This window comes from Pseudomonas sp. R43(2017) (assembly GCF_002112345.1).
Classification (GTDB): domain Bacteria; phylum Pseudomonadota; class Gammaproteobacteria; order Pseudomonadales; family Pseudomonadaceae; genus Aquipseudomonas; species Aquipseudomonas kribbensis.
In genome coordinates this window covers 484,092-502,884 of the sequence record NZ_NEHJ01000004.1, presented here as the reverse complement: position 1 = coordinate 502,884, position 18,793 = coordinate 484,092, and the positions used below count along the sequence as shown (strand labels likewise).

20 protein-coding genes are annotated in these 18,793 nt (G+C 59.7%); 5 read left to right on the top strand and 15 right to left on the bottom strand.

Annotated elements, in window-relative coordinates:
* Positions 1 to 65 precede the first annotated feature (65 nt).
* From ruvB to CAG02_RS14165, 8 genes are all read right to left on the bottom strand, one after another.
* Positions 66 to 1,127, bottom strand: coding sequence for a Holliday junction branch migration DNA helicase RuvB (gene ruvB, locus CAG02_RS14200; protein ID WP_085709623.1), 1,062 nt, complete (start codon positions 1,125 to 1,127; stop codon positions 66 to 68).
* Entirely contained in the window at positions 1,128 to 1,736 is a 609-nt protein-coding gene (gene ruvA, locus CAG02_RS14195) for a Holliday junction branch migration protein RuvA (protein ID WP_007951205.1), read from the bottom strand.
* Positions 1,737 to 1,850: 114 nt separating this feature from the next.
* The gene (ruvC, locus tag CAG02_RS14190) at positions 1,851 to 2,375 is read right to left on the bottom strand and encodes a crossover junction endodeoxyribonuclease RuvC (protein ID WP_065258525.1); all 525 of its coding nucleotides are present in this window, start codon (positions 2,373 to 2,375) and stop codon (positions 1,851 to 1,853) included.
* Positions 2,376 to 2,476: 101 nt separating this feature from the next.
* A complete protein-coding gene (locus CAG02_RS14185; protein ID WP_085709622.1) occupies positions 2,477 to 3,223 on the bottom strand; it encodes a YebC/PmpR family DNA-binding transcriptional regulator in 747 nt (248 codons plus the stop codon).
* 129 nt (positions 3,224 to 3,352) lie between these two features.
* Entirely contained in the window at positions 3,353 to 5,128 is a 1,776-nt protein-coding gene (gene aspS / locus CAG02_RS14180; protein WP_085709621.1) for an aspartate--tRNA ligase, read from the bottom strand.
* Between the two features lie 108 nt (positions 5,129 to 5,236).
* The gene (locus CAG02_RS14175) at positions 5,237 to 5,458 is read right to left on the bottom strand and encodes an FmdB family zinc ribbon protein (RefSeq protein ID WP_007951210.1); all 222 of its coding nucleotides are present in this window, start codon (positions 5,456 to 5,458) and stop codon (positions 5,237 to 5,239) included.
* 113 nt (positions 5,459 to 5,571) lie between these two features.
* Positions 5,572 to 5,916, bottom strand: coding sequence for a ribbon-helix-helix domain-containing protein (locus CAG02_RS14170; protein WP_085709620.1), 345 nt, complete (start codon positions 5,914 to 5,916; stop codon positions 5,572 to 5,574).
* Positions 5,917 to 6,157: 241 nt separating this feature from the next.
* Positions 6,158 to 6,628 (bottom strand): Dps family protein, encoded by a 471-nt coding sequence (locus tag CAG02_RS14165; RefSeq protein ID WP_039766007.1) that lies wholly within the window; start codon positions 6,626 to 6,628, stop codon positions 6,158 to 6,160.
* A 309-nt stretch (positions 6,629 to 6,937) separates the two neighbouring features.
* Here CAG02_RS14165 and CAG02_RS30140 point away from each other — a divergent pair, with 309 nt between their 5' ends.
* Positions 6,938 to 7,540, top strand: coding sequence for a cold-shock protein (locus CAG02_RS30140; protein WP_085709619.1), 603 nt, complete (start codon positions 6,938 to 6,940; stop codon positions 7,538 to 7,540).
* Positions 7,541 to 7,610: 70 nt separating this feature from the next.
* Here the strand turns inward: CAG02_RS30140 and CAG02_RS14155 are convergent, their stop codons facing one another.
* Both CAG02_RS14155 and CAG02_RS14150 read right to left on the bottom strand, forming a co-directional pair.
* Positions 7,611 to 7,817 carry a SlyX family protein gene (locus tag CAG02_RS14155; protein WP_085709618.1) on the bottom strand — a complete coding sequence of 69 codons (207 nt, stop codon included), beginning with the start codon at positions 7,815 to 7,817 and terminating at the stop codon, positions 7,611 to 7,613.
* A gap of 2 nt (positions 7,818 to 7,819) precedes the next feature.
* Positions 7,820 to 8,245: an HIT domain-containing protein gene (locus CAG02_RS14150; protein WP_085709617.1), complete on the bottom strand. Its 426-nt coding sequence runs from the start codon at positions 8,243 to 8,245 to the stop codon at positions 7,820 to 7,822.
* A gap of 878 nt (positions 8,246 to 9,123) precedes the next feature.
* Here CAG02_RS14150 and CAG02_RS14145 point away from each other — a divergent pair.
* A complete protein-coding gene (locus CAG02_RS14145) occupies positions 9,124 to 10,470 on the top strand; it encodes an OprD family porin (RefSeq protein ID WP_085709616.1) in 1,347 nt (448 codons plus the stop codon).
* A gap of 120 nt (positions 10,471 to 10,590) precedes the next feature.
* Here CAG02_RS14145 and CAG02_RS14140 read toward each other — a convergent pair whose 3' ends face one another.
* Together CAG02_RS14140 and CAG02_RS14135 are read right to left on the bottom strand one after the other, a co-directional pair.
* Positions 10,591 to 11,430 (bottom strand): mechanosensitive ion channel family protein, encoded by an 840-nt coding sequence (locus tag CAG02_RS14140; RefSeq protein ID WP_007951217.1) that lies wholly within the window; start codon positions 11,428 to 11,430, stop codon positions 10,591 to 10,593.
* Between the two features lie 138 nt (positions 11,431 to 11,568).
* A complete protein-coding gene (locus CAG02_RS14135; RefSeq protein ID WP_007951218.1) occupies positions 11,569 to 12,054 on the bottom strand; it encodes a YajQ family cyclic di-GMP-binding protein in 486 nt (161 codons plus the stop codon).
* Between the two features lie 140 nt (positions 12,055 to 12,194).
* Between CAG02_RS14135 and CAG02_RS14130 the strand changes: the two genes are divergently transcribed.
* Genes CAG02_RS14130 through CAG02_RS14120 form a run of 3 tightly spaced genes read left to right on the top strand, consistent with a single transcriptional unit; the run spans position 12,195 to position 15,782 of the window.
* Positions 12,195 to 13,112 carry a putative 2-dehydropantoate 2-reductase gene (locus tag CAG02_RS14130; protein ID WP_085709615.1) on the top strand — a complete coding sequence of 306 codons (918 nt, stop codon included), beginning with the start codon at positions 12,195 to 12,197 and terminating at the stop codon, positions 13,110 to 13,112.
* Between the two features lie 45 nt (positions 13,113 to 13,157).
* A complete protein-coding gene (locus tag CAG02_RS14125; RefSeq protein WP_085709614.1) occupies positions 13,158 to 15,194 on the top strand; it encodes an ATP-binding protein in 2,037 nt (678 codons plus the stop codon).
* A 3-nt stretch (positions 15,195 to 15,197) separates the two neighbouring features.
* The gene (locus CAG02_RS14120; protein WP_085709613.1) at positions 15,198 to 15,782 is read left to right on the top strand and encodes a cob(I)yrinic acid a,c-diamide adenosyltransferase; all 585 of its coding nucleotides are present in this window, start codon (positions 15,198 to 15,200) and stop codon (positions 15,780 to 15,782) included.
* A 137-nt stretch (positions 15,783 to 15,919) separates the two neighbouring features.
* Here CAG02_RS14120 and CAG02_RS14115 read toward each other — a convergent pair whose 3' ends face one another.
* From CAG02_RS14115 to argJ, 3 genes are all read right to left on the bottom strand, one after another.
* Positions 15,920 to 16,864, bottom strand: coding sequence for a Nudix family hydrolase (locus CAG02_RS14115; RefSeq protein ID WP_085709612.1), 945 nt, complete (start codon positions 16,862 to 16,864; stop codon positions 15,920 to 15,922).
* Positions 16,861 to 17,493, bottom strand: coding sequence for a glutathione S-transferase family protein (locus CAG02_RS14110; protein WP_085709611.1), 633 nt, complete (start codon positions 17,491 to 17,493; stop codon positions 16,861 to 16,863). The genes CAG02_RS14115 and CAG02_RS14110 overlap by 4 nt, the downstream gene beginning before the upstream one ends.
* Before the next feature lie 62 nt (positions 17,494 to 17,555).
* A complete protein-coding gene (gene argJ, locus CAG02_RS14105; RefSeq protein WP_085709610.1) occupies positions 17,556 to 18,773 on the bottom strand; it encodes a bifunctional glutamate N-acetyltransferase/amino-acid acetyltransferase ArgJ in 1,218 nt (405 codons plus the stop codon).
* Positions 18,774 to 18,793: the final 20 nt, after the last annotated feature.

The following is an 18,793-nucleotide window of genomic DNA, read 5'->3' as shown; positions in this document are numbered from 1 at the left end:
GCTTTACCGCAAAAGTACCGTCCTGAGACAGTACAAACGCTGAATAAATCGCCAATAAATGTGTATCAATCGTCCACGGCATCGAGAAACTCGTCTGCCACGGGCATTTCGCCCATTCGTGACGGAATGTTTAAACCAAAATGCAGATACGCGTGCCGGGTCACCACTCTGCCCCGCGGCGTACGCATGATGTAGCCCTGCTGAATCAGATACGGTTCCAGCACATCTTCGATGGTGTGGCGCTCTTCACTGATTGCAGCCGCCAGACTGTCGATGCCGACAGGGCCGCCATCGAACTTCTCGATCATGGTCAGCAGCAAACGCCGATCCTGATGATCGAAGCCGTGTTCATCGACATCCAGCAGATTCAGTGCCAGGTCGGCAACGGATTTGGTGATATGCCCCTTGGCCCGGACTTCGGCGAAATCCCGCACCCGGCGCAGCAGCCGGTTGGCGATCCGCGGCGTGCCACGGGCACGCCGGGCAATCTCGAAAGAGCCTTCCGGGTCCAGCGGCAGACCGAGGATGTTCGCCGAACGGCTGACAATCGTCGCCAGGTCGGCGGTGCTATAGAACTCGAGGCGCTGGACAATACCGAAACGGTCGCGCAACGGATTGGTCAGCATCCCCGCTCGTGTCGTCGCGCCAACGAGGGTGAACGGCGGCAGATCGAGTTTGATCGAACGCGCCGCCGGCCCTTCACCAATCATGATGTCGAGCTGGAAGTCTTCCATCGCCGGGTACAGCACTTCTTCGACGATCGGCGACAGACGATGGATTTCATCGATGAACAGCACGTCATGGGGTTCAAGATTTGTCAGAAGCGCGGCCAGATCCCCCGGCCGTTCGAGCACCGGGCCCGACGTGCTCTTGATCGACACGCCCATTTCCTGGGCAATGATGTTGGCCAGAGTGGTCTTGCCCAAACCCGGCGGACCGAAGATCAGGGTGTGGTCGAGGGATTCGCTACGGCCACGGGCGGCCTGGATAAACAGTTCCATCTGCTCGCGAACGGTCGGCTGGCCAATGTATTCGGCCAGACTGACGGGACGTATCGCCCGATCCTGGACTTCTTCGCGCTCACGCGGACTGTGCGTGGCGGCGATCAGACGATCAGCTTCAATCACTTAAATCATTCCCTTCAGGGCGCGTCGGATCATGTCTTCACTGCTCAAGCCTTTCTCCTTGATCGCGGAAATCGCCTTGCTCGCTTCCTGTGGCTTGTAGCCCAGGGAAATCAGCGCGCTGACCGCGTCATTCTCGGCGGTATTGACCGGTGCCGGGCCGTCCGGCTGGTTCGGCACCAGCGCAAACATGGCCGGCGAGGTTTCCCAGGCCTTGAAGCGGTCCTTGAGTTCGACCAGCAGACGCTCGGCGGTTTTCTTGCCCACACCCGGTACTTTGGTCAGCGCCGAGGTGTCCTGGGACTGCACGCAACGGATCAGCTCATCGACTTCCAGACTCGACATCAAGGCCAGGGCCAGTTTCGGCCCCACACCATTGAGACGGATCAACTCGCGAAAAAAGTCTCGCTCACGCTTGCCAGCGAAACCATAGAGTAACTGCGCGTCTTCGCGTACGACCAAATGGGTGTGCAAGGTCAGCGGTTCACCGACCGACGGCAGGCGATACAGGGTGGTCATGGGCACTTCCAGCTCATACCCGAGGCCGTTTACATCCAGAATCAGGTGCGGCGGCTGTTTTTCAGCGAGGGTGCCGCGCAAGCGTCCAATCACGTTTCAGATCCTTGAGCGTTGGCCAGCCGTGGGCTGGCGACAAAACGGAATACGGATTCGGGCCGACGACCCAGGCACAAAATCCATATACCGGAAAATTGATTGCTGATGCTATCAGAGACGCAGGCGCCCGCCACGACTGCGTGCGGTTCCCAGACCATGCGGCAACAGGCTGGAGCGTGTATGCGCATGGCAAATGGCAATGGCCAGGGCGTCCGAGGCATCGATTTGCGGCTTGCTGGTCAGTTTGAGCATGTGCATGACCATCATCTGCACCTGTTCCTTATTCGCGGCGCCGGTGCCGACCACGGCCTGCTTGACCTGGGTTGCCGTGTACTCGGCAATCTCCAGACTCTCTTCGGCCCCCGCGACGATAGCGGCCCCACGTGCCTGCCCGAGCTTCAGCGCCGAGTCGGCGTTTTTCGCCATGAACACCTTTTCGATGCCCATGGTCACCGGACCGTAGGTCTGGATGATTTCCCGCACGCCGCGATAGACGATCTGCAGACGCTCATGCAACTCGCCGGCGCCGGTACGAATGCAGCCGGAAGCCACGTAGACACAACCACGCCCGGTATCGCGTACCACGCCATATCCGGTGATGCGCGAACCGGGGTCGATACCAAGAATTAAAGTCATAAGCCTGCAGGTTCGAAAAAACACAAAAACAAATGTGGGAGATTCCATGTTCGAGAGGAACCCTCAAACATGAAATCTCCCACATTGAAGCCTAGCCGTTATCAGCCGAGCTGAGCCGCCACGTCTTCCGGAATGTCGGCATTGGAATAGACGTTCTGCACGTCATCCAGATCCTCAAGCATGTCGATCAGCTTGAGCACCTTCTCCGCGCCTTCCAGATCCAGTTCGGCGCTGGTAGTCGGCTGCATGACGATTTCCGCGTCATCACCCTTGAAACCGGCCGCTTCCAGCGCGTTTCGCACGGCGTAGAAGCTGGTGAACGAGGTGAACACGTCGATCGAGCCGTCTTCATGAGTGACCACGTCGTCGGCATCGGCTTCCAGTGCCGCTTCGGTCAGCGCATCTTCGTCGACACCCGGCGCGAAGCTGATCTGGCCCTTGCGTTCGAACAGGTAGGCCACCGAACCGTCAGTACCCAGGTTGCCGCCACACTTGCTGAACGCATGGCGCACGGCCGCGGCGGTACGGTTGCGGTTGTCGGTCATGCACTCGACCATCACCGCCACGCCACCCGGGCCGTAACCTTCGTAGGTCAGCTCTTCAACGTTGTCCGCTTCGGTCGCGCCGGCGCCACGGGCCACCGCACGATCGATGATGTCGCGGCTCATGTTGGCGCCCAGCGCCTTGTCCAGGGCCAGACGCAGACGCGGGTTGGAACCCGGGTCGCCGCCGCCCTGACGGGCCGCAACGGTCAGTTCACGGATCCACTTGGTGAAGATCTTGCCTCGTTTGGCATCCTGACGTTCTTTGCGGTGCTTGATGTTCGCCCACTTGGAATGACCTGCCATATCTCGCTCCGAATTCTCTTTGAAACGTTGCCCGCCGCGCACATCGCACAGCCAGCAAACAAAAAAATCTCGACCTGCTCTCTATAGAAAGAAAAAAGGCGCATCCGAAGATGCGCCTTCAGGCCCGTCTTACTCAGCCTTTGGTGTTTCACGCAAACGAATGTGCAGTTCGCGCAGTGCCTTGGCATCCACGACACCCGGCGCCTGCGTCATCACGTCGGCAGCACTCTGGGTTTTCGGGAAGGCGATCACTTCACGGATCGACTGGGCGCCGGTCATCAGCATCACCAGACGGTCCAGACCGAAAGCCAGACCACCGTGCGGCGGTGCACCGTACTTCAGCGCGTCGAGCAGGAAGCCGAACTTCTCTTCCTGTTCCGCTTCGTTGATGCCCAGCAGACGGAATACCGCTTGCTGCATCTCTTTGCGGTGAATACGGATCGAACCGCCACCCAGCTCGGTGCCGTTCAGAACCATGTCATAGGCACGGGACAGCGCGCCAGCCGGGTTGGCTTCGAGCTCTTCCGGGGTGCACTTCGGCGCGGTGAACGGGTGGTGCAGGGCGGAGAAGCTGCCGTCATCGTTCTCTTCGAACATCGGGAAGTCGACGACCCACATCGGAGCCCATTCACAGGTCAGCAGCTTCAGGTCGTGGCCGAGCTTGATACGCAGCGCGCCCAGGGCTTCGCTGACGATCTTGGCCTTGTCCGCGCCGAAGAACACGATATCACCGTCGACTGCACCGACGCGATCGAGGATCACGTTCAGGTTGGCTTCCGGGATGTTTTTCACGATCGGCGATTGCAGACCTTCAACACCGGCAGCACGCTCGTTGACCTTGATGTACGCCAGGCCCTTGGCACCGTAGATGCCGACGAACTTGGTGTAATCGTCGATCTGCTTGCGCGGCATGCTCGCCCCGCCTGGAACGCGCAGTGCGGCGATACGGCATTTCGGATCGTTGGCCGGGCCGCTGAAGACTTTGAAATCGACTTCTTTCAGCTGATCGGCTACGTCGACCAGTTCCAGCGGGTTACGCAGGTCCGGTTTGTCGGAACCGTAACGGCGCATGGCTTCTTCGAACGTCATGTGCGGGAATTCGCCGAATTCCAGATCCAGCACTTCCTTGAACAGGTTGCGGATCATGCCTTCGGTCAGGCCCATGATGTCTTTTTCGTCGAGGAAGCTGGTCTCGATGTCGATCTGAGTGAACTCAGGCTGACGGTCGGCACGCAGGTCTTCGTCGCGGAAGCACTTGGCGATCTGGTAGTAACGGTCGAAGCCGGCGACCATCAGCAGTTGCTTGAACAGCTGAGGCGATTGCGGCAGTGCGAAGAACGAACCGGCGTGGGTACGGCTCGGCACGAGGTAATCGCGCGCGCCTTCTGGAGTAGCGCGGGTCAGGATCGGCGTTTCCACGTCGAGGAAGCCGTTCTCGTCGAGGTAGCGACGGATGCTGGTGGTCATGCGCGAACGCAGACGCAGCTTCTCGGCCATTTCCGGACGACGCAGATCGAGGAAACGATAGCGCAGACGGGTTTCTTCACCGACGTCGGAGAACTCGTTCAGCGGGAACGGCGGGGTTTCCGACTCGTTCAGCACTTCCAGTTCGTAGCCCAGGACTTCGATCATGCCCGACGCCATGTTGGCGTTGGTGGCACCGGCCGGACGCAGACGCACCTTGCCGGTGATCTTCACGACGTATTCGCTGCGCACGCGATCGGCGGCGGCGAAGCTCTCGGCGCGATCCGGATCGAAGACCACCTGGGCCAGACCGTCACGATCACGGATATCGAGGAAAATCACCCCGCCGTGGTCGCGGCGACGGTGAACCCATCCGCAAAGGGTAATTTCCTGGCCTTCCAGGCTTTCGTTCAGTTGGCCGCAATAATGGCTGCGCATCATGGTAGTGGTTTCGCTTCTCGTAATTCGAAATTCGGTGGAGATCCGCCGCACTCAAGCTCTGTGCGACCGGTGGATGCTCGCGCGTGTCGTAAGACCTGGGCCTGAACCCTAGTCAGATTTGTCGCCACCGGCCAGATTCTTCTTCGCGCCGGTCTTGAAATCGGTTTCGTACCAACCGCTGCCGCTGAGGCGAAAGCCTGGCATGGACAGCTGTTTCTTTAGCTCTGGTGCCTGACAGGCAGGGCAATCGACCAGCGGTGCATCACTGATCTTTTGAATGGCTTCCAACTGATGACCACAGGAAGCACATTGGTAATCGTACATCGGCATGGAGTTGTCTCGGCGATCAGATTGCCAGCTGCCGCAGGGCGGTGTGGCGAAAGAGCGGGATTATATCCATTAAATGCGGCCTGTGCAGCCGGAAGACTGCACGGGCCGCCCGGTCACTGGCAACCCCCGATGGTCACCGGGGCATCCCGCAGGCCGTGCACGACACACACCACCCGCACCAGACCGCTGAAGTTCTTCACGCCACCGTGACGCAAGTGCACCTCGCGATCGACACGGGACAGCAAGGTGCCGACCGAACAGCAATTATCCTCGGCCATACGGCCCAGAATATTCCAGTAGACCTGCTCCAGCCGCATGCAGGTCGCAAACCCGTTCAAGCGCACCGACCGGGCCAAGGGCCGGATCAATGCCATGTCGAACTCTTCAAGAAACGGCGCCACGGCCCTGTCCTGCCGCGAGCCGATGACGATTCCACTTCGCCTGTCTCCAACTTCCATATCGTTGACACTCCTTTGCCATCTCTGCTTGTTGCCAAGGCAACATCCTGTGACCTCATTAAAAGCGCAGGGACAAAGGCATGGCCAGACGACTTTTTGACCGTCCTCGTAGGATAAGCCAACAGAAAAGGGAGGATCATGGACCAGCGAAGTGCTTTGCTCGCATCCTACAAACGCGAGTGCCTTTTCCTCGCCAGGACGGGCGCACGGCCGACAAATCGTGTCCGTGCGCCACGGGCGATCAGGCTTCGAGCAGCGCCCTGAGCATCCACGCGGTTTTCTCGTGGACTTGCATGCGCTGAGTCAGAAGATCAGCCGTCGGCTCGTCACTGACCTTGTCCAGCAGCGGAAAAATCCCCCGCGCCGTGCGAGTGACCGCCTCCTGGCCTTCGACCAGCTGTTTGATCATGTCTTCGGCACTCGGCACGCCCACCTCTTCTTTAATAGAGGAAAGACGCGCGTAAGTCGCATAGGCACCCGGCGCTGGAAAACCCAGGGCGCGGATGCGTTCGGCGATCGAATCCACGGCCAGCGCCAGTTCGTTGTATTGCTCCTCGAACATCAGATGCAAGGTCCGGAACATCGGTCCGGTGACGTTCCAGTGGAAGTTGTGGGTCTTCAGATAGAGCACGTAGGTGTCCGACAGCAGACGCGACAGCCCTTCGACGATGGATTTGCGGTCTTCTTCACTGATACCGATATCGATTGCCATGCTTACCCCCTAACGGCGATTGAATTCATCCAGCAGGTGTCGGTTCACTGTAGCAAGGCCTCCCTCCCATGGCAGCCCCCGTATCGACCCGATAGAGGCGACAAATCGCCCCACGCGTTGCCGCTGGCCGGCGTGATTTGAGTAGCTGTGGGCTTTGCTGTTAAATAGGCAGTGTGTCGCTACGCCCTGTTTTCCGGGCGTTGCGCATAGGCTGATGCCGGGCACGTGTCCAACGCCTCTTATTGTTCCGAAGCGAACCGTGCGCCTTCAGCTCTTCCTTGTGAGCCGTCATAACGTGAGTCAATAAAAATGTTGAAAATCGTCCACCTGCTAATGGGCGCAGCGGCGTTGCTGCTGTCGTTCATACCTAGCTTGAAATCCGAAGCCGTTCCTTACCTGCAACAACCCGATGCACTTTACCTGGCCTTTTTCGGCCTGCTGAACCTGGTCATTGCCCCGGTGATCCCTTACTGGAACAAAGGCCCGCGCCAGCATCTGCAAAATCTGGTCAGCGCACTGCTGGTGCTGACCGTCGTCCTGCAAACCCTGACCCTGATCGCGCCGATGCCTGTCATCGCCGGCCAGCCAGCCGTGCTGTTCAGCCTGGTGATCGCCCTGGTCGCCGTGATCCTGCACCTGGCCGTCAGCTTCTACAAATCCTCACCGGCCGCCGCCGCGCAAAGCTACGACATGAGCAACCGCGATACCGGCACCGTCAAGTGGTTCAACACCTCCAAGGGCTTCGGCTTTATCTCCCGGGATTCCGGCGATGATATTTTCGTGCACTTTCGCGCCATCCGTGGCGAAGGCCACCGCGTCCTGGTCGAAGGCCAGCGCGTGGAGTTCTCGGTGATGAACCGCGACAAAGGCCTGCAAGCCGAAGACGTGATCGCCGCCCTGCCGCGTCGCTGATCCAGAAAGAAAAAACCGCGAACAGCCTGGCTGCTCGCGGTTTTTTATTGCCCTTGCGAAATACGCAAACTCAGTAGTGCGGCGGCGGTGCGTCTTCCTCAAAAGACCCGAACTGGCCGACCATTTCTTCCTGGCGCTTGAGCAGCGCGGCCATCTGCAATTGCAGACGCTCCACGACTCGCTGCTGCTCCACCAGCACATCGTTCAATGCCTGAATGGTGTCGTCCTGAAATGCCAGGCGGCTTTCCAGATCGGTAACGCGTTGTTCCAGGCTCATGATCAGCCCTCCAGAAACTTGAAATCTTCGTCCAGCACCAGACGCAGGCGCTCACGGATCGCGGCCACCTGTTCGGCGCTGTAAGGCTTGGCCGGGTGCTTGCCCCAGACCGGCGCCGGCCACGCGGCGTCATCACGTTTGCGCACGATCACATGCATGTGCATCTGGCTGACGACGTTACCCAGGGTGGCAACGTTCATCTTGTCGGCATCGAACGAGTCCTTGAGCACCTCCGCCAGGGCCGTGGTTTCCTGCCACAGGCGCTGCTGGTCGGCGACATCCAATTGAAACAACTCGCTGATATCGTCGCGACGAGGCACCAGGATGAACCACGGGTAGTTGGCGTCGTTGGACAGCAGCAACCGGCAGAGCGGGAAGTCGCCGATGGTCAGCGTGTCCTGTTGAAGGCGTGAATCTAAAGCAAACACTGGGTGTACTCCCGGCTGATCGACAATATTCAGCTTAGTGGACCTGCCCGGTGGACGGCGCACTAAACGACAGGACGGCAGCATACCTTCGAATGCCCTGCCCTTCACGATGAAGCGGCGCCCCGCCATGGAACATTTCCGGCGATCACGCACCAGCACGAGACCCGCCGTGCCAGGCAACACGCCGAATTGACCATGACTCACTACCGCGTTCAGGGTCATGACAGGGCCCAAGTGTTTGAATTCAGTACAGCCGGAAAAATTTTTTGCACCAAAACCGTACAGCGGGTCTACGCTCAATGGCTCGGGCATCCGCCAAATACTCACTGACAGGGTGAACCGGTAACGTTTTTGCTTGTCATGCGCAAAATCGAGCGAGGCAACACCAAGCGAGGAAGCGCGTCAACCCTGATCAAAAAGGCGCGCGCGAGCCCGCATTTACAAGGTTTTTACAGCCACAAGCGGGGCTCGGGAAAAATAACCGCATCAATTTTGCGGTTTGTGCACGCTTGTTGCATTCGTACTCATATGGGCTATGAGCCCGCCACGGGAAGTGGTGGTTCAAACCCCGAAAAAAACAGTGGCAGGGTTGCCCGATGGAGATTCAAGTGTTTTGCCAGGGACTCTTTTTTACCGATGCAAAAAGGCCCAGAAACAGCGATAAAGTTGTCAGCCCGACTGCGTGGGTACTGTGAATTTGCGACATCGACCAAGCCATTTGCGACAGCGTCGTAAAGAACATGAAAGGTTGTATGTGCAAGTATCGCCAACATTGTCGGCGTGATATAAGTTTGCGCCGACACAAAAAGAAAGAGCCGCCCAGATAATAAAACAGGTGGGACGGCAGTACTCTTCTAAAACCAAAGGAGCAAATCACGATGCGCGTGATGAAGTGGAGCATGATCGCACTGGCCGTTACAGCAGCCAGTACTCAGTTGGCTACGGCCGCACCGTTTGTTAGTGACCAGTCTGAAGCCAAAGGCTTTGTTGACGACGCCAAACTGACCGAGACGTTGAAGAACTACTACTTCAACCGCGACAACAAGAACGGCGGCCACGACCAGAAAGACTGGACCCAGGGTTTCCTCGGCAACTTCACTTCCGGTTACACCCAAGGCACCGTAGGCGTCGGTATCGATGCATTCGGTTACCTGGCCGTGAAACTGGATGGCGGTGACGGTACCACCGGTACCGGTAACATGAGCCGCAGCAATACCGTCAAAGCCAACGGTTATGCCCATGACGTTGATGAAAGCCAAGGCAAAGCCGGCGCTGCCATCAAATTCCGCATCTCCAAGACCGAGCTGAAAATCGGCGACCAGCAGCCAAGCACTGCTCCAGTGTTCGCTGTCGGCGGTTCCCGAATCCTTCCGCAAACTGCCAGTGGCTTCCAGCTGCAGAGCAGCGAAGTCAAAGACCTCGATCTCGAAGCCGGTCACTTCTACTCGGCTACCAGCCAGGACAAAAACGCCCGTGAAGGCGGCCTCTACGCCACCTACGCAGGTGTCGAAGCCAAAAACATCGACTACTTCGGTGGTAAATACGCCATCACTGACAACCTGACAGCTTCGCTGTACGGCGCCAAACTGGAAGACATCTGGAACCAGTACTACGCGAACGTGAACCTCACCACGCCATTCGGTGGTGACACTTCGCTGAACACTGACTTCAACATCTACCGCACCACCGATACCGGTAGCGCCAAAGCCGGTGACATCAGCAACACCGCGTTCTCCCTGGCGACTGCCCTGTCGTTCCTGAAGGCACACACCTTCACCCTGGCCTTCCAGAAGGTCAACGGCGACACCCCATTCGACTACATCGGCGTGGGCAAGAACAACCGTGGCGGCGACTCGATCTTCCTCGCCAACTCCATCCAGTACTCCGACTTTAACGGTGCAGGCGAGAAATCCCTGCAAGCCCGTTACGACCTGAAAATGGCCGAGTACGGCGTTCCTGGTCTGAGCTTCATGGTTCGCTACGTCAAAGGCTGGGATATCGACGGTACCCACACTCCAGCGGGTAGCGCTTACGCCGGTCTCTACGGTGAAGATGGCAAACACCACGAAACCAACTTTGAAGCCAAATATGTGGTTCAAAGCGGCCCGGCAAAAGACCTGTCCTTCCGTATTCGTCAAGCGTGGCACGTTGCTAACGCTGATGAAGGCGAAGGCGACGTTAAAGAGTTCCGTCTGATCACCGAGTACCCACTGAACATCTTGTAATCGTCAGTGGTTAGTTTGGTTGAATGAAAAAGGCCCATCTTCGGATGGGCCTTTTTTATTGCCTGTTGCTTGTAATACATGCCTGACCGACAAGTCAGGCAATTAATTAGCAACCTATCATTAAACCGCCGATTCCTGAACCACACGAATCACTCGTTGTGGAAACGGAATATCAATACCGGCAGTCTTCAAACGATCACGGGACTGTTCGTTAAACATGAACATCACATCCCAATAGTCTGCGGTTTTAACCCACACACGAAGGGAAACAGTGATCGAACTATCGCCCAGCGTCGAAATGACAGCCTGTGGCGCCGGATCCTGCAGAACGCGATCATCTTTAGCCAAGTCCAGCAACACCTGACGGGCCTTTTGCAGATCGGCTTCGTAATCGACCCCCACATCGAACACGACCTTGCGGGTTGGCTGACGGTTAGTGTTGGTAATGATGCCATTCGACAGATTGCCGTTCGGCACGATGATGGTCTTGTTGTCACCGGTACGCAGCACTGTGTGGAAAATCTGGATGCTGTCGACAGTACCTGCCACGCCCTGCGCTTCGATCCAGTCACCGATACGGAACGGACGGAACAGCAGAATCAGCACGCCACCAGCGAAGTTCGCCAGACTGCCCTGCAACGCCAGGCCGATGGCCAGGCCGGCCGCACCGATCGCCGCCACGAACGAGGTGGTCTCGACGCCGATCATCGATGCCACGCTGACGATCAACAGCACCTTGAGAATGATGTTGGCCAGGCTGCTGATAAAACCTTGCAGCGCCAGGTCGGCATTGCGCAGAGCCAGCAAGCCACCGAGCTTTTGCGTGACTTTGTTGATCAGCCACCAGCCGATCGCCAGGGTAATCACCGCCAGCAGCACACGGCTGCCGTATTCCATGATCATCGGAATCCACGCCTGGGACGCCTTGACCAGGTTGTCTACCTCAGCATTCAAATCCATCTTTTATCTCCTGATTGCCGGCTTCCCGGGCTGAAAAAATCAGCGGCAGAACGACCGGGCCCGTGGGGGCTCAATCGTTTCTGCCGCTGCTTGGGCCTCGGACGCTGAAAACGCCGAGAGGTTCCCGACTCGGATGGCTCAGTCGCGGAAGTTGTTGAATTGCAGTGGCATGCCGAATTCCTTGGCACGCAGGGCAGCGATGGCTTCCTGCAGATCGTCACGCTTCTTGCCGGTCACCCGTACCTGCTCGCCCTGAATGGCGGCCTGCACCTTGAGCTTGGCTTCTTTGATGTGGCCGACGATTTTCTTCGCCAGCTCCTTGTCGATGCCTTCCTTCAGAACGGCGTCCTGCTTCATCAGCTTGCCCGAGGCGAAGGAGTCTTTGACTTCGAGGCACTGCACGTCGATCTTGCGCTTGACCAAGGCCAGCTTGAGGATCTCGATCATCGCTTCCAGCTGGAAATCGGCTTCAGCGGTCAGGTGGACGGTCAGGTCCTTTTCCTTGAATTCGAAGCTGCCCTTGCCTTTCAGGTCATAACGACGATCGAGTTCCTTCACGGCGTTCTCGACCGCGTTGGTGAGTTCGTGTTTGTCCAGTTCGGATACCACGTCGAACGACGGCATGTAATCTCTCCAATAAAAAGGCGCGCTCGTTCAGGACGCGGCGCGCTTGGCTTGCGGTTAAAATCGGGCTCATTATAACGGGTCTTTTCCCACCGACACGGCGAGCCTTGCATGCCTGTACCTTACCGAGTGAAAAACTGATGTCCACCCCCTGGCACATCCTCGGCGCCGGAAGTCTCGGCACCCTCTGGGCCACACGTCTGGCCCGGGCCGGATTGCCGGTCCGGCTGATCCTGCGCGACATTGACCGCTTGCATGACTATGCGACGGCGGGCGGTCTGACCCTGGTGGAACAAGGCGTGGCCAGCAGTTATGCCATCCCCGGAGAAACCCCGGACAGTCCCGGACCGATCCGGCGCCTGCTGGTGGCGTGCAAGGCCTACGACGCCGAAAGTGCCGTGGCCGGCGTCGCGCATCGACTGGCGCCGGACGCAGAACTGATTCTTCTGCAAAACGGCCTCGGCAGCCAGGAAGCGGTCGCCGCACAAGTCCCGCAGGCCCGCTGCATCAGCGCCTCCAGCACCGAAGGCGCGTTTCGCGACGGCGACTGGCGCGTGGTGTTCGCCGGCCACGGTTACACCTGGCTCGGCGATGCCGGTCATCCCGTGGCACCGTTCTGGCTGGATGATCTTGAAGCGGCAAAGATTCCTCATGAATGGAGCGCGGACATCCTCACCCGACTGTGGCGAAAACTGGCGCTCAACTGTGCGATCAATCCGCTGACTGTGTTGCACGACTGCCGTAACGGTGGATTGCAGGACCATCACTGCGAAGTTGCCACCCTGTGCGCCGAACTGACCGAGCTGCTGGAGCGTTGCGGCCAGCCCGCGGCGGCAGACAACCTGCAACAGGAAGTCGAACGAGTGATTTCGGCCACCGCCGCCAATTTCTCCTCCATGTATCAGGACGTGGCCAACAAGCGCCGCACCGAAATCAGCTATCTGTTGGGACATGCCTGCAAGGCTGCGCAGCGGCATCAACTCAACCTGCCGCATTTGCAACAATTGCAGCAACGGCTGACAGCCCATCTGCACAGTCTCGGATTGCCCGTGGACTGAGCAGCGGCTACGCTGCCCACTTGTTCCTTTGTTGCGATAAGCCCGATGCCATTGCGCCAGCGCCTCGAAAACCTGCCGGTCGGCCAGAAACTGCTGGCCGCCCTGCTGGTGCTGTTGACCACCGTGTTACTGGTCGCCAACCTGACCTTCATCAGCGCGGCCTATTACATTTCCCAGGAAAGCATGGCGCCCCAGGCGCTGCAGACCATTGGCCGTCTGGTGGCGAACCCGAGCCTGATTGCCGAGGCGCTGCAATCACCGCAGAGCGCCGAACGCTTGCTCAAGGAGCTCGACAGCTATTCGCCACTGCGGGCCGCCGCGCTGTACGACGGCAAGGGCGACCGTATTGCGCAGGTACAACGCGGCGACAAACTCAATCTGCCGGAGCGCTACCGGCACATCGAAGCCTGGCAACTCACCGAGTTTCGCAGCAACCAACTGATCACCCTGCCCCGCCCCGGCACGGCGCCCGGCCATCTATTGCTGGTGGCCAGCAGCGAACTGCCAATGGCGTTTTACACCGGCACCCTGACGGCGAGTCTGGGAATCCTGATTTTCAGCGTCCTGCTGTGGCTGGTGATTGCGCGGCAGATCAAGCGCCTGATCACCCGGCCAATCCACGAACTCGAAGAGCTCTCCCGCCAGGTGACCCGCGAGGAAAACTACGCCCTGCGTGCCTCACGCGGCAACCACGACGAAATCGGCAGTCTGGCCGAGGCCTTCAACACCATGCTTTCACGCATCGAGGCCCGGGAGCAGCAGCTCAAGCGCGCCCGCGATGACTCGCAAGCCGCCTACGATCAGGCTCAGGGGCTGGCCGAAGAAACCCGCCACACCAACCGCAAGCTGGAGCTGGAAGTCCAGGTGCGCAGCAAAATCGAGAAGAAGCTCACGGGTTTCCAGAACTACCTCAACAGCATCATCGACTCCATGCCCTCGGCGCTGATCGCCCTCGACGAGCAGCTCTACGTCACACAATGGAATCAGGAAGCCAGCGCCCTCTCCGGCACCCGGCTGGACGAAGCACTGAATCAGCCGATCTTCCTCGCGTTCGAACCGCTCAAGCCGTTCCTGCCGCAGCTCAAGCAGACCGTCGAACAACATACCGTGGCGAAAATCGAGCGGGTGACCTGGTTCAAGGACGACGAACCCAAGCATTACGCCCTGACCTTCTACCCGCTGATGGGCGGTGCCGGGCGTGGCGTGGTGATCCGGATCGACGACATCACCCAGCGCCTGTCGCTGGAAGACATGATGGTGCAGTCGGAAAAAATGCTCTCGGTCGGCGGCCTCGCAGCCGGCATGGCCCACGAAATCAACAATCCGCTGGGCGCGATCCTGCACAACGTGCAGAACATTCGCCGGCGTCTGTCGCCCGACCTGCCGAAAAACCTCGAACAGGCCGAACAACTGGGCATCGAACTGGATACCGTGAACCGTTACCTGCAAGGCCGGGAGGTCCCGCAACTGCTCGACGGCATTCAGCAGGCCGGGGCCCGGGCGGCAAAAATCGTCACCCACATGCTCAGTTTCAGCCGCCGCAGCACCCGGCAGATGGCGCCGTGCGAACTGCCGGCGCTGATCGATCAGGCCGTGGAAATCGCCGGCAACGACTTCGACCTGGCCATCGGCTTCGACTTCAAGGGTCAGGCGATCATCCGTCAGTTCGACCCGGCGCTGGGTCCGGTTCCGGGCACCGCCAACGAGCTGGAGCAAGTGCTGCTCAACCTGCTGAAAAACGCTGCGCAGGCGATCCATCTGCGCGAAGACGACAGCGAGCCGGGTCGGATTATTCTGCGCACGAAGCTCAATCCGCCATGGGCCGAGATTCAGGTCGAAGACAACGGCATCGGCATGAGCGAGAACGTACGCAAACGCACCTTCGAGCCGTTCTTCACTACCAAGGAAATCGGCCAGGGCACGGGGCTCGGGCTCTCGGTGTCGTACTTCATCATCACCAACAATCACAAAGGGCAGATGGAAGTGCAGTCGGCACCGGGGCAAGGCACCTGCTTCACCCTGCGCCTGCCGCTCGCGCAACCGGCCCCCATCGCCGCCGAAACCAATCAACTACCGAGGTAAACCATGGGCTTTCGCTTGTCGAAGATCTACACCCGCACCGGCGACAAAGGCGAGACCGGCCTCGGCGATGGTCGCCGCGTCCCCAAGGATCATCCGCGCATCGAGGCCATTGGCGAGGTCGACACATTGAACAGTCAGGTCGGCGTGCTGCTGGCCGGGTTGATTGCCGAACGCGAAAACTGCCCCGGGCTTAATGAGTTGATCGACGTGTTGGCGCCCTGTCAGCACCGCTTGTTCGATCTCGGTGGCGAACTGGCGATGCCGGAATATCAGGCGCTGAACACCGCAGAAATCGAACGGCTGGAAGCCGCCATCGATGTGTGGAACGAGGAATTGGGGCCGCTGGAGAACTTCATTCTGCCCGGCGGTTCGATGCTGATTGCCCAGGCGCATGTTTGCCGCAGCCTGGCGCGCAGTGCCGAGCGTCGTTGTCAGCATTTGAATGCGATCGAACCGTTGGCCGGGGTTGGCCTGGCTTATATCAATCGCTTGTCGGATCTGTTGTTTGTGGCGGCGAGGTTGATTGCCCGCCGACAAGGGATTGCCGAAATCCTCTGGCAGCCGGCGGCAAAACCTTCAGAGATGTAGCGCCGATCAGGACGCCTTCGTCGGAACGCCGCCCGGAGCAGGCTCGCTACCACAGGGAAATGTATTCCTACAGTTGGAATTCAATCAAATGTGGGAGCGAGCCTGCTCGCGAAGGGGCCAAATGCATCAATGCCAAATCAAGCCTCAGGCCAGAACGCCCGAATCCCCGCCACACCCTGGCCCCCGGCATTCCACGCTTTCTCGCGCTCGGCCGGGCCGACTCCGCCCAGCAGGAACACCGGCTTGCTGAAGCCTTCGATCAGTGTCGAAGCCTGCTCCCAGCCCAACGGCTGCGCATCCGGGTGAGTCAGGGTCGGCTGCACCGGCGACAGGGTGACGAAATCCACGCCCATCTGCTCGGCCAGCGCCAGTTCTTCAGCATTGTGGCAGGACGCCGCCAGCCAGCGCTCCGCCGGTAGCGGACGCCCGGCTGCCGCATACTTGCGCAGTTGCGCCGAGGTGATGTGCCAACCGGCGGACGGGAAATCCCCCAGCCACTCGAACGGGCCCTTGATCATCAACTGAGCCTTCCCGGCACACAGGCCGACCGCGTCCACCGCGAGGTCGCGGTACTTCGGGTCATAACCATTGGGCGCACGCAGCTGGATCAGCTTGATGCCACCGGCAATTGCCTTCTGGATGCCGCGCAGCAGGGCCGGAGCTTCCAGATCTTCCGGGGTGATGAGGTACTCAGCGGGCAGACGCGCCGCCGCGACGATCGGCTGGTTGGCCGCCGGGAACTCATAGCTCGTCAGTTCCTTCGCCGATACCCAGGCCAACGGTTGGCCTTCGGCGCCGTGGGGTTCGCCGGTGAAGCTCGAGACCTCCCAGACATCCAGCAACACCTGTTTGTCCGGGTAATCGTGGCGCACTTTGATCAGCGGTCGGGCGGCGCCGACGACAATGCCCAGTTCTTCGTGCAGCTCACGGGCCAGCGCGGTCTGCACCGACTCGTCGGCTTCGACCTTGCCACCGGGAAATTCCCAGAGGCCGCCCTGATGCTGAGTGTCAGCCCGGCGGGCGATGAGGATTTTGCCGCTGTCGTCACGAATGACGGCGGCGGCGACGTGTACACGTTTCACGACTGCAATTCCTCCAGTCCGGCCTTTTGCCAGGCCTTGAAGGCCGGCCATTGGTAGACGGTTTCAACATAGGCTTCATCTTCGGCCGGCAGCTGCACCTGATAGGTACGCAGACGCACGGCAATCGGTGCGAAGAACGCATCTGCCAGCGACACGCGACCAAACAGGAACGGTCCCGGCTCGGTGGCAACGGCACGGCATTCAGCCCACAGCGCCAGCATGCGCTCGACATCGACCTTCACTTCCGGCGGCACCGGGTTGAGGGGTGCGTCGTGGCTCAGGTTGAACGGCATGTGATTGCGCATGGCGAAAAAGCCGCTGTGCATCTGCGCGCAGGCAGAACGGGCCTGGGCGCGAGCCGCAATATCGGTCGGCCAGAGCTGTTCGGATGGAAACTGTTCGGCCAGGTATTCGGCAATCGCCAGGGAATCGGCGATGGTACCTCGTGCGGTGGTCAGCAACGGCACCTTGCCGGTGGGCGAATGCTTGAGCAGGCGCTCGCGGGTGTCGGGCTTGCCGAGCTTGATCAGTTCTTCGGTGTAGGGTGCGCCGGTCAGCTCAAGCGCCAATGCTGCGCGCAGGGACCAGGAGGAAAGCAGTTTGTCGCCGATGATCAGGTGAAGGCTCATGTTCGGGTCCTTTCATGGGACAGAAGAAAAGGAGGTCCGCAGACCTCCCTCTTCGGCAGGGATCAGGTGCGGTATTCGGCGTTGATCTTCACGTACTCGTGGGACAGGTCGGTGGTCCAGATGGTTTCGCTGCAATCGCCGCGACCCAGCTCGATACGGATGGTGATTTCTTCCTGCTGCATCACTGCCGAGCCCTGGGCTTCGGTGTAGGTCGCAGCGCGGGCGCCACGGCTGGCGATGCACACTTCGCCGAGGAACACGTCGATCTTGCTCACATCCAGATCCGGCACGCCGGCACGGCCGACAGCGGCGAGGATGCGGCCCCAGTTCGGGTCGGAGGCGAACAGTGCCGTCTTGATCAGCGGCGAGTGGGCCACGGTGTAGCCGACGTCCAGGCATTCCTGGTGATTGCCGCCGCCGTTGACTTCAACGGTCACGAACTTGGTCGCGCCTTCGCCGTCACGCACGATGGCCTGGGCCACGTCCATGCACACTTCGAACACGGCCTGTTTCAGCTTGGCGAACAGCTCGCCTTCGGCGCGGGTGATTTCCGGCAGCGCAGCCTTGCCGGTGGCGATCAGCATGCAGCAGTCGTTGGTCGAGGTGTCGCCGTCGATGGTGATGCGATTGAACGACTTGTTGGCGCCGTCCAGCATCAGGTTGTGCAACACGTCGCGGGAGACTTTGGCGTCGGTGGCGATGTAGCCGAGCATGGTCGCCATGTTCGGACGGATCATGCCCGCGCCCTTGCTGATGCCGGTGACGGTGATGGTCACGCCGTCATGCTGGAACTGGCGGCTCGCACCTTTTGGCAAGGTGTCAGTGGTCATGATGCCGGTGGCGGCGGCTTCCCAGTTGTTTTCCGACAGGTCGTCCAGCGCAGCCTGCAAGGCGCCTTCGATCTTCTCGACCGGCAGCGGCTCGCCGATCACGCCGGTGGAGTACGGCAGGATCTGGCTGGCATCCACGCCGGTCAGTTCAGCCAGTCTGGCGGTGGTGCGCTCGGCGGCGGCCAGGCCCGGCTCGCCGGTGCCGGCGTTGGCATTGCCGGTGTTGGTCAACAGGTAGCGCACAGCGTTCTGCACGCGTTTCTTGGCCAGGATCACCGGCGCTGCACAGAAAGCGTTCAACGTGAACACGCCCGCCACGGTCGAACCTTCGGCACAGCGCATCACGACGACATCCTTGCGCCCAGGGCGCTTGATGCCGGCCGAAGCGATACCGAGTTCAAAACCGGCAACCGGGTGCAACGTTGGCAAAGGACCAAGACCAACAGCCATGAATGCGCTCCTTACTCAAT

What these genes read in the sequence shown, in the direction of transcription:
- ruvC (WP_065258525.1), bottom strand. Translation starts at nt 2,375, where the DNA reads ATGACTTTAATTCTTGGTATCGACCCCGGTTCGCGCATCACCGGATAT.
- CAG02_RS14185 (WP_085709622.1), bottom strand. Translation starts at nt 3,223, where the DNA reads ATGGCAGGTCATTCCAAGTGGGCGAACATCAAGCACCGCAAAGAACGT.
- aspS (WP_085709621.1), bottom strand. Translation starts at nt 5,128, where the DNA reads ATGATGCGCAGCCATTATTGCGGCCAACTGAACGAAAGCCTGGAAGGC.
- CAG02_RS14175 (WP_007951210.1), bottom strand. Translation starts at nt 5,458, where the DNA reads ATGCCGATGTACGATTACCAATGTGCTTCCTGTGGTCATCAGTTGGAA.
- CAG02_RS14170 (WP_085709620.1), bottom strand. Translation starts at nt 5,916, where the DNA reads ATGGAAGTTGGAGACAGGCGAAGTGGAATCGTCATCGGCTCGCGGCAG.
- CAG02_RS14165 (WP_039766007.1), bottom strand. Translation starts at nt 6,628, where the DNA reads ATGGCAATCGATATCGGTATCAGTGAAGAAGACCGCAAATCCATCGTC.
- CAG02_RS30140 (WP_085709619.1), top strand. Translation starts at nt 6,938, where the DNA reads ATGTTGAAAATCGTCCACCTGCTAATGGGCGCAGCGGCGTTGCTGCTG.
- CAG02_RS14155 (WP_085709618.1), bottom strand. Translation starts at nt 7,817, where the DNA reads ATGAGCCTGGAACAACGCGTTACCGATCTGGAAAGCCGCCTGGCATTT.
- CAG02_RS14145 (WP_085709616.1), top strand. Translation starts at nt 9,124, where the DNA reads ATGCGCGTGATGAAGTGGAGCATGATCGCACTGGCCGTTACAGCAGCC.
- CAG02_RS14140 (WP_007951217.1), bottom strand. Translation starts at nt 11,430, where the DNA reads ATGGATTTGAATGCTGAGGTAGACAACCTGGTCAAGGCGTCCCAGGCG.
- CAG02_RS14135 (WP_007951218.1), bottom strand. Translation starts at nt 12,054, where the DNA reads ATGCCGTCGTTCGACGTGGTATCCGAACTGGACAAACACGAACTCACC.
- CAG02_RS14130 (WP_085709615.1), top strand. Translation starts at nt 12,195, where the DNA reads ATGTCCACCCCCTGGCACATCCTCGGCGCCGGAAGTCTCGGCACCCTC.
- CAG02_RS14125 (WP_085709614.1), top strand. Translation starts at nt 13,158, where the DNA reads ATGCCATTGCGCCAGCGCCTCGAAAACCTGCCGGTCGGCCAGAAACTG.
- CAG02_RS14120 (WP_085709613.1), top strand. Translation starts at nt 15,198, where the DNA reads ATGGGCTTTCGCTTGTCGAAGATCTACACCCGCACCGGCGACAAAGGC.
- CAG02_RS14110 (WP_085709611.1), bottom strand. Translation starts at nt 17,493, where the DNA reads ATGAGCCTTCACCTGATCATCGGCGACAAACTGCTTTCCTCCTGGTCC.
- argJ (WP_085709610.1), bottom strand. Translation starts at nt 18,773, where the DNA reads ATGGCTGTTGGTCTTGGTCCTTTGCCAACGTTGCACCCGGTTGCCGGT.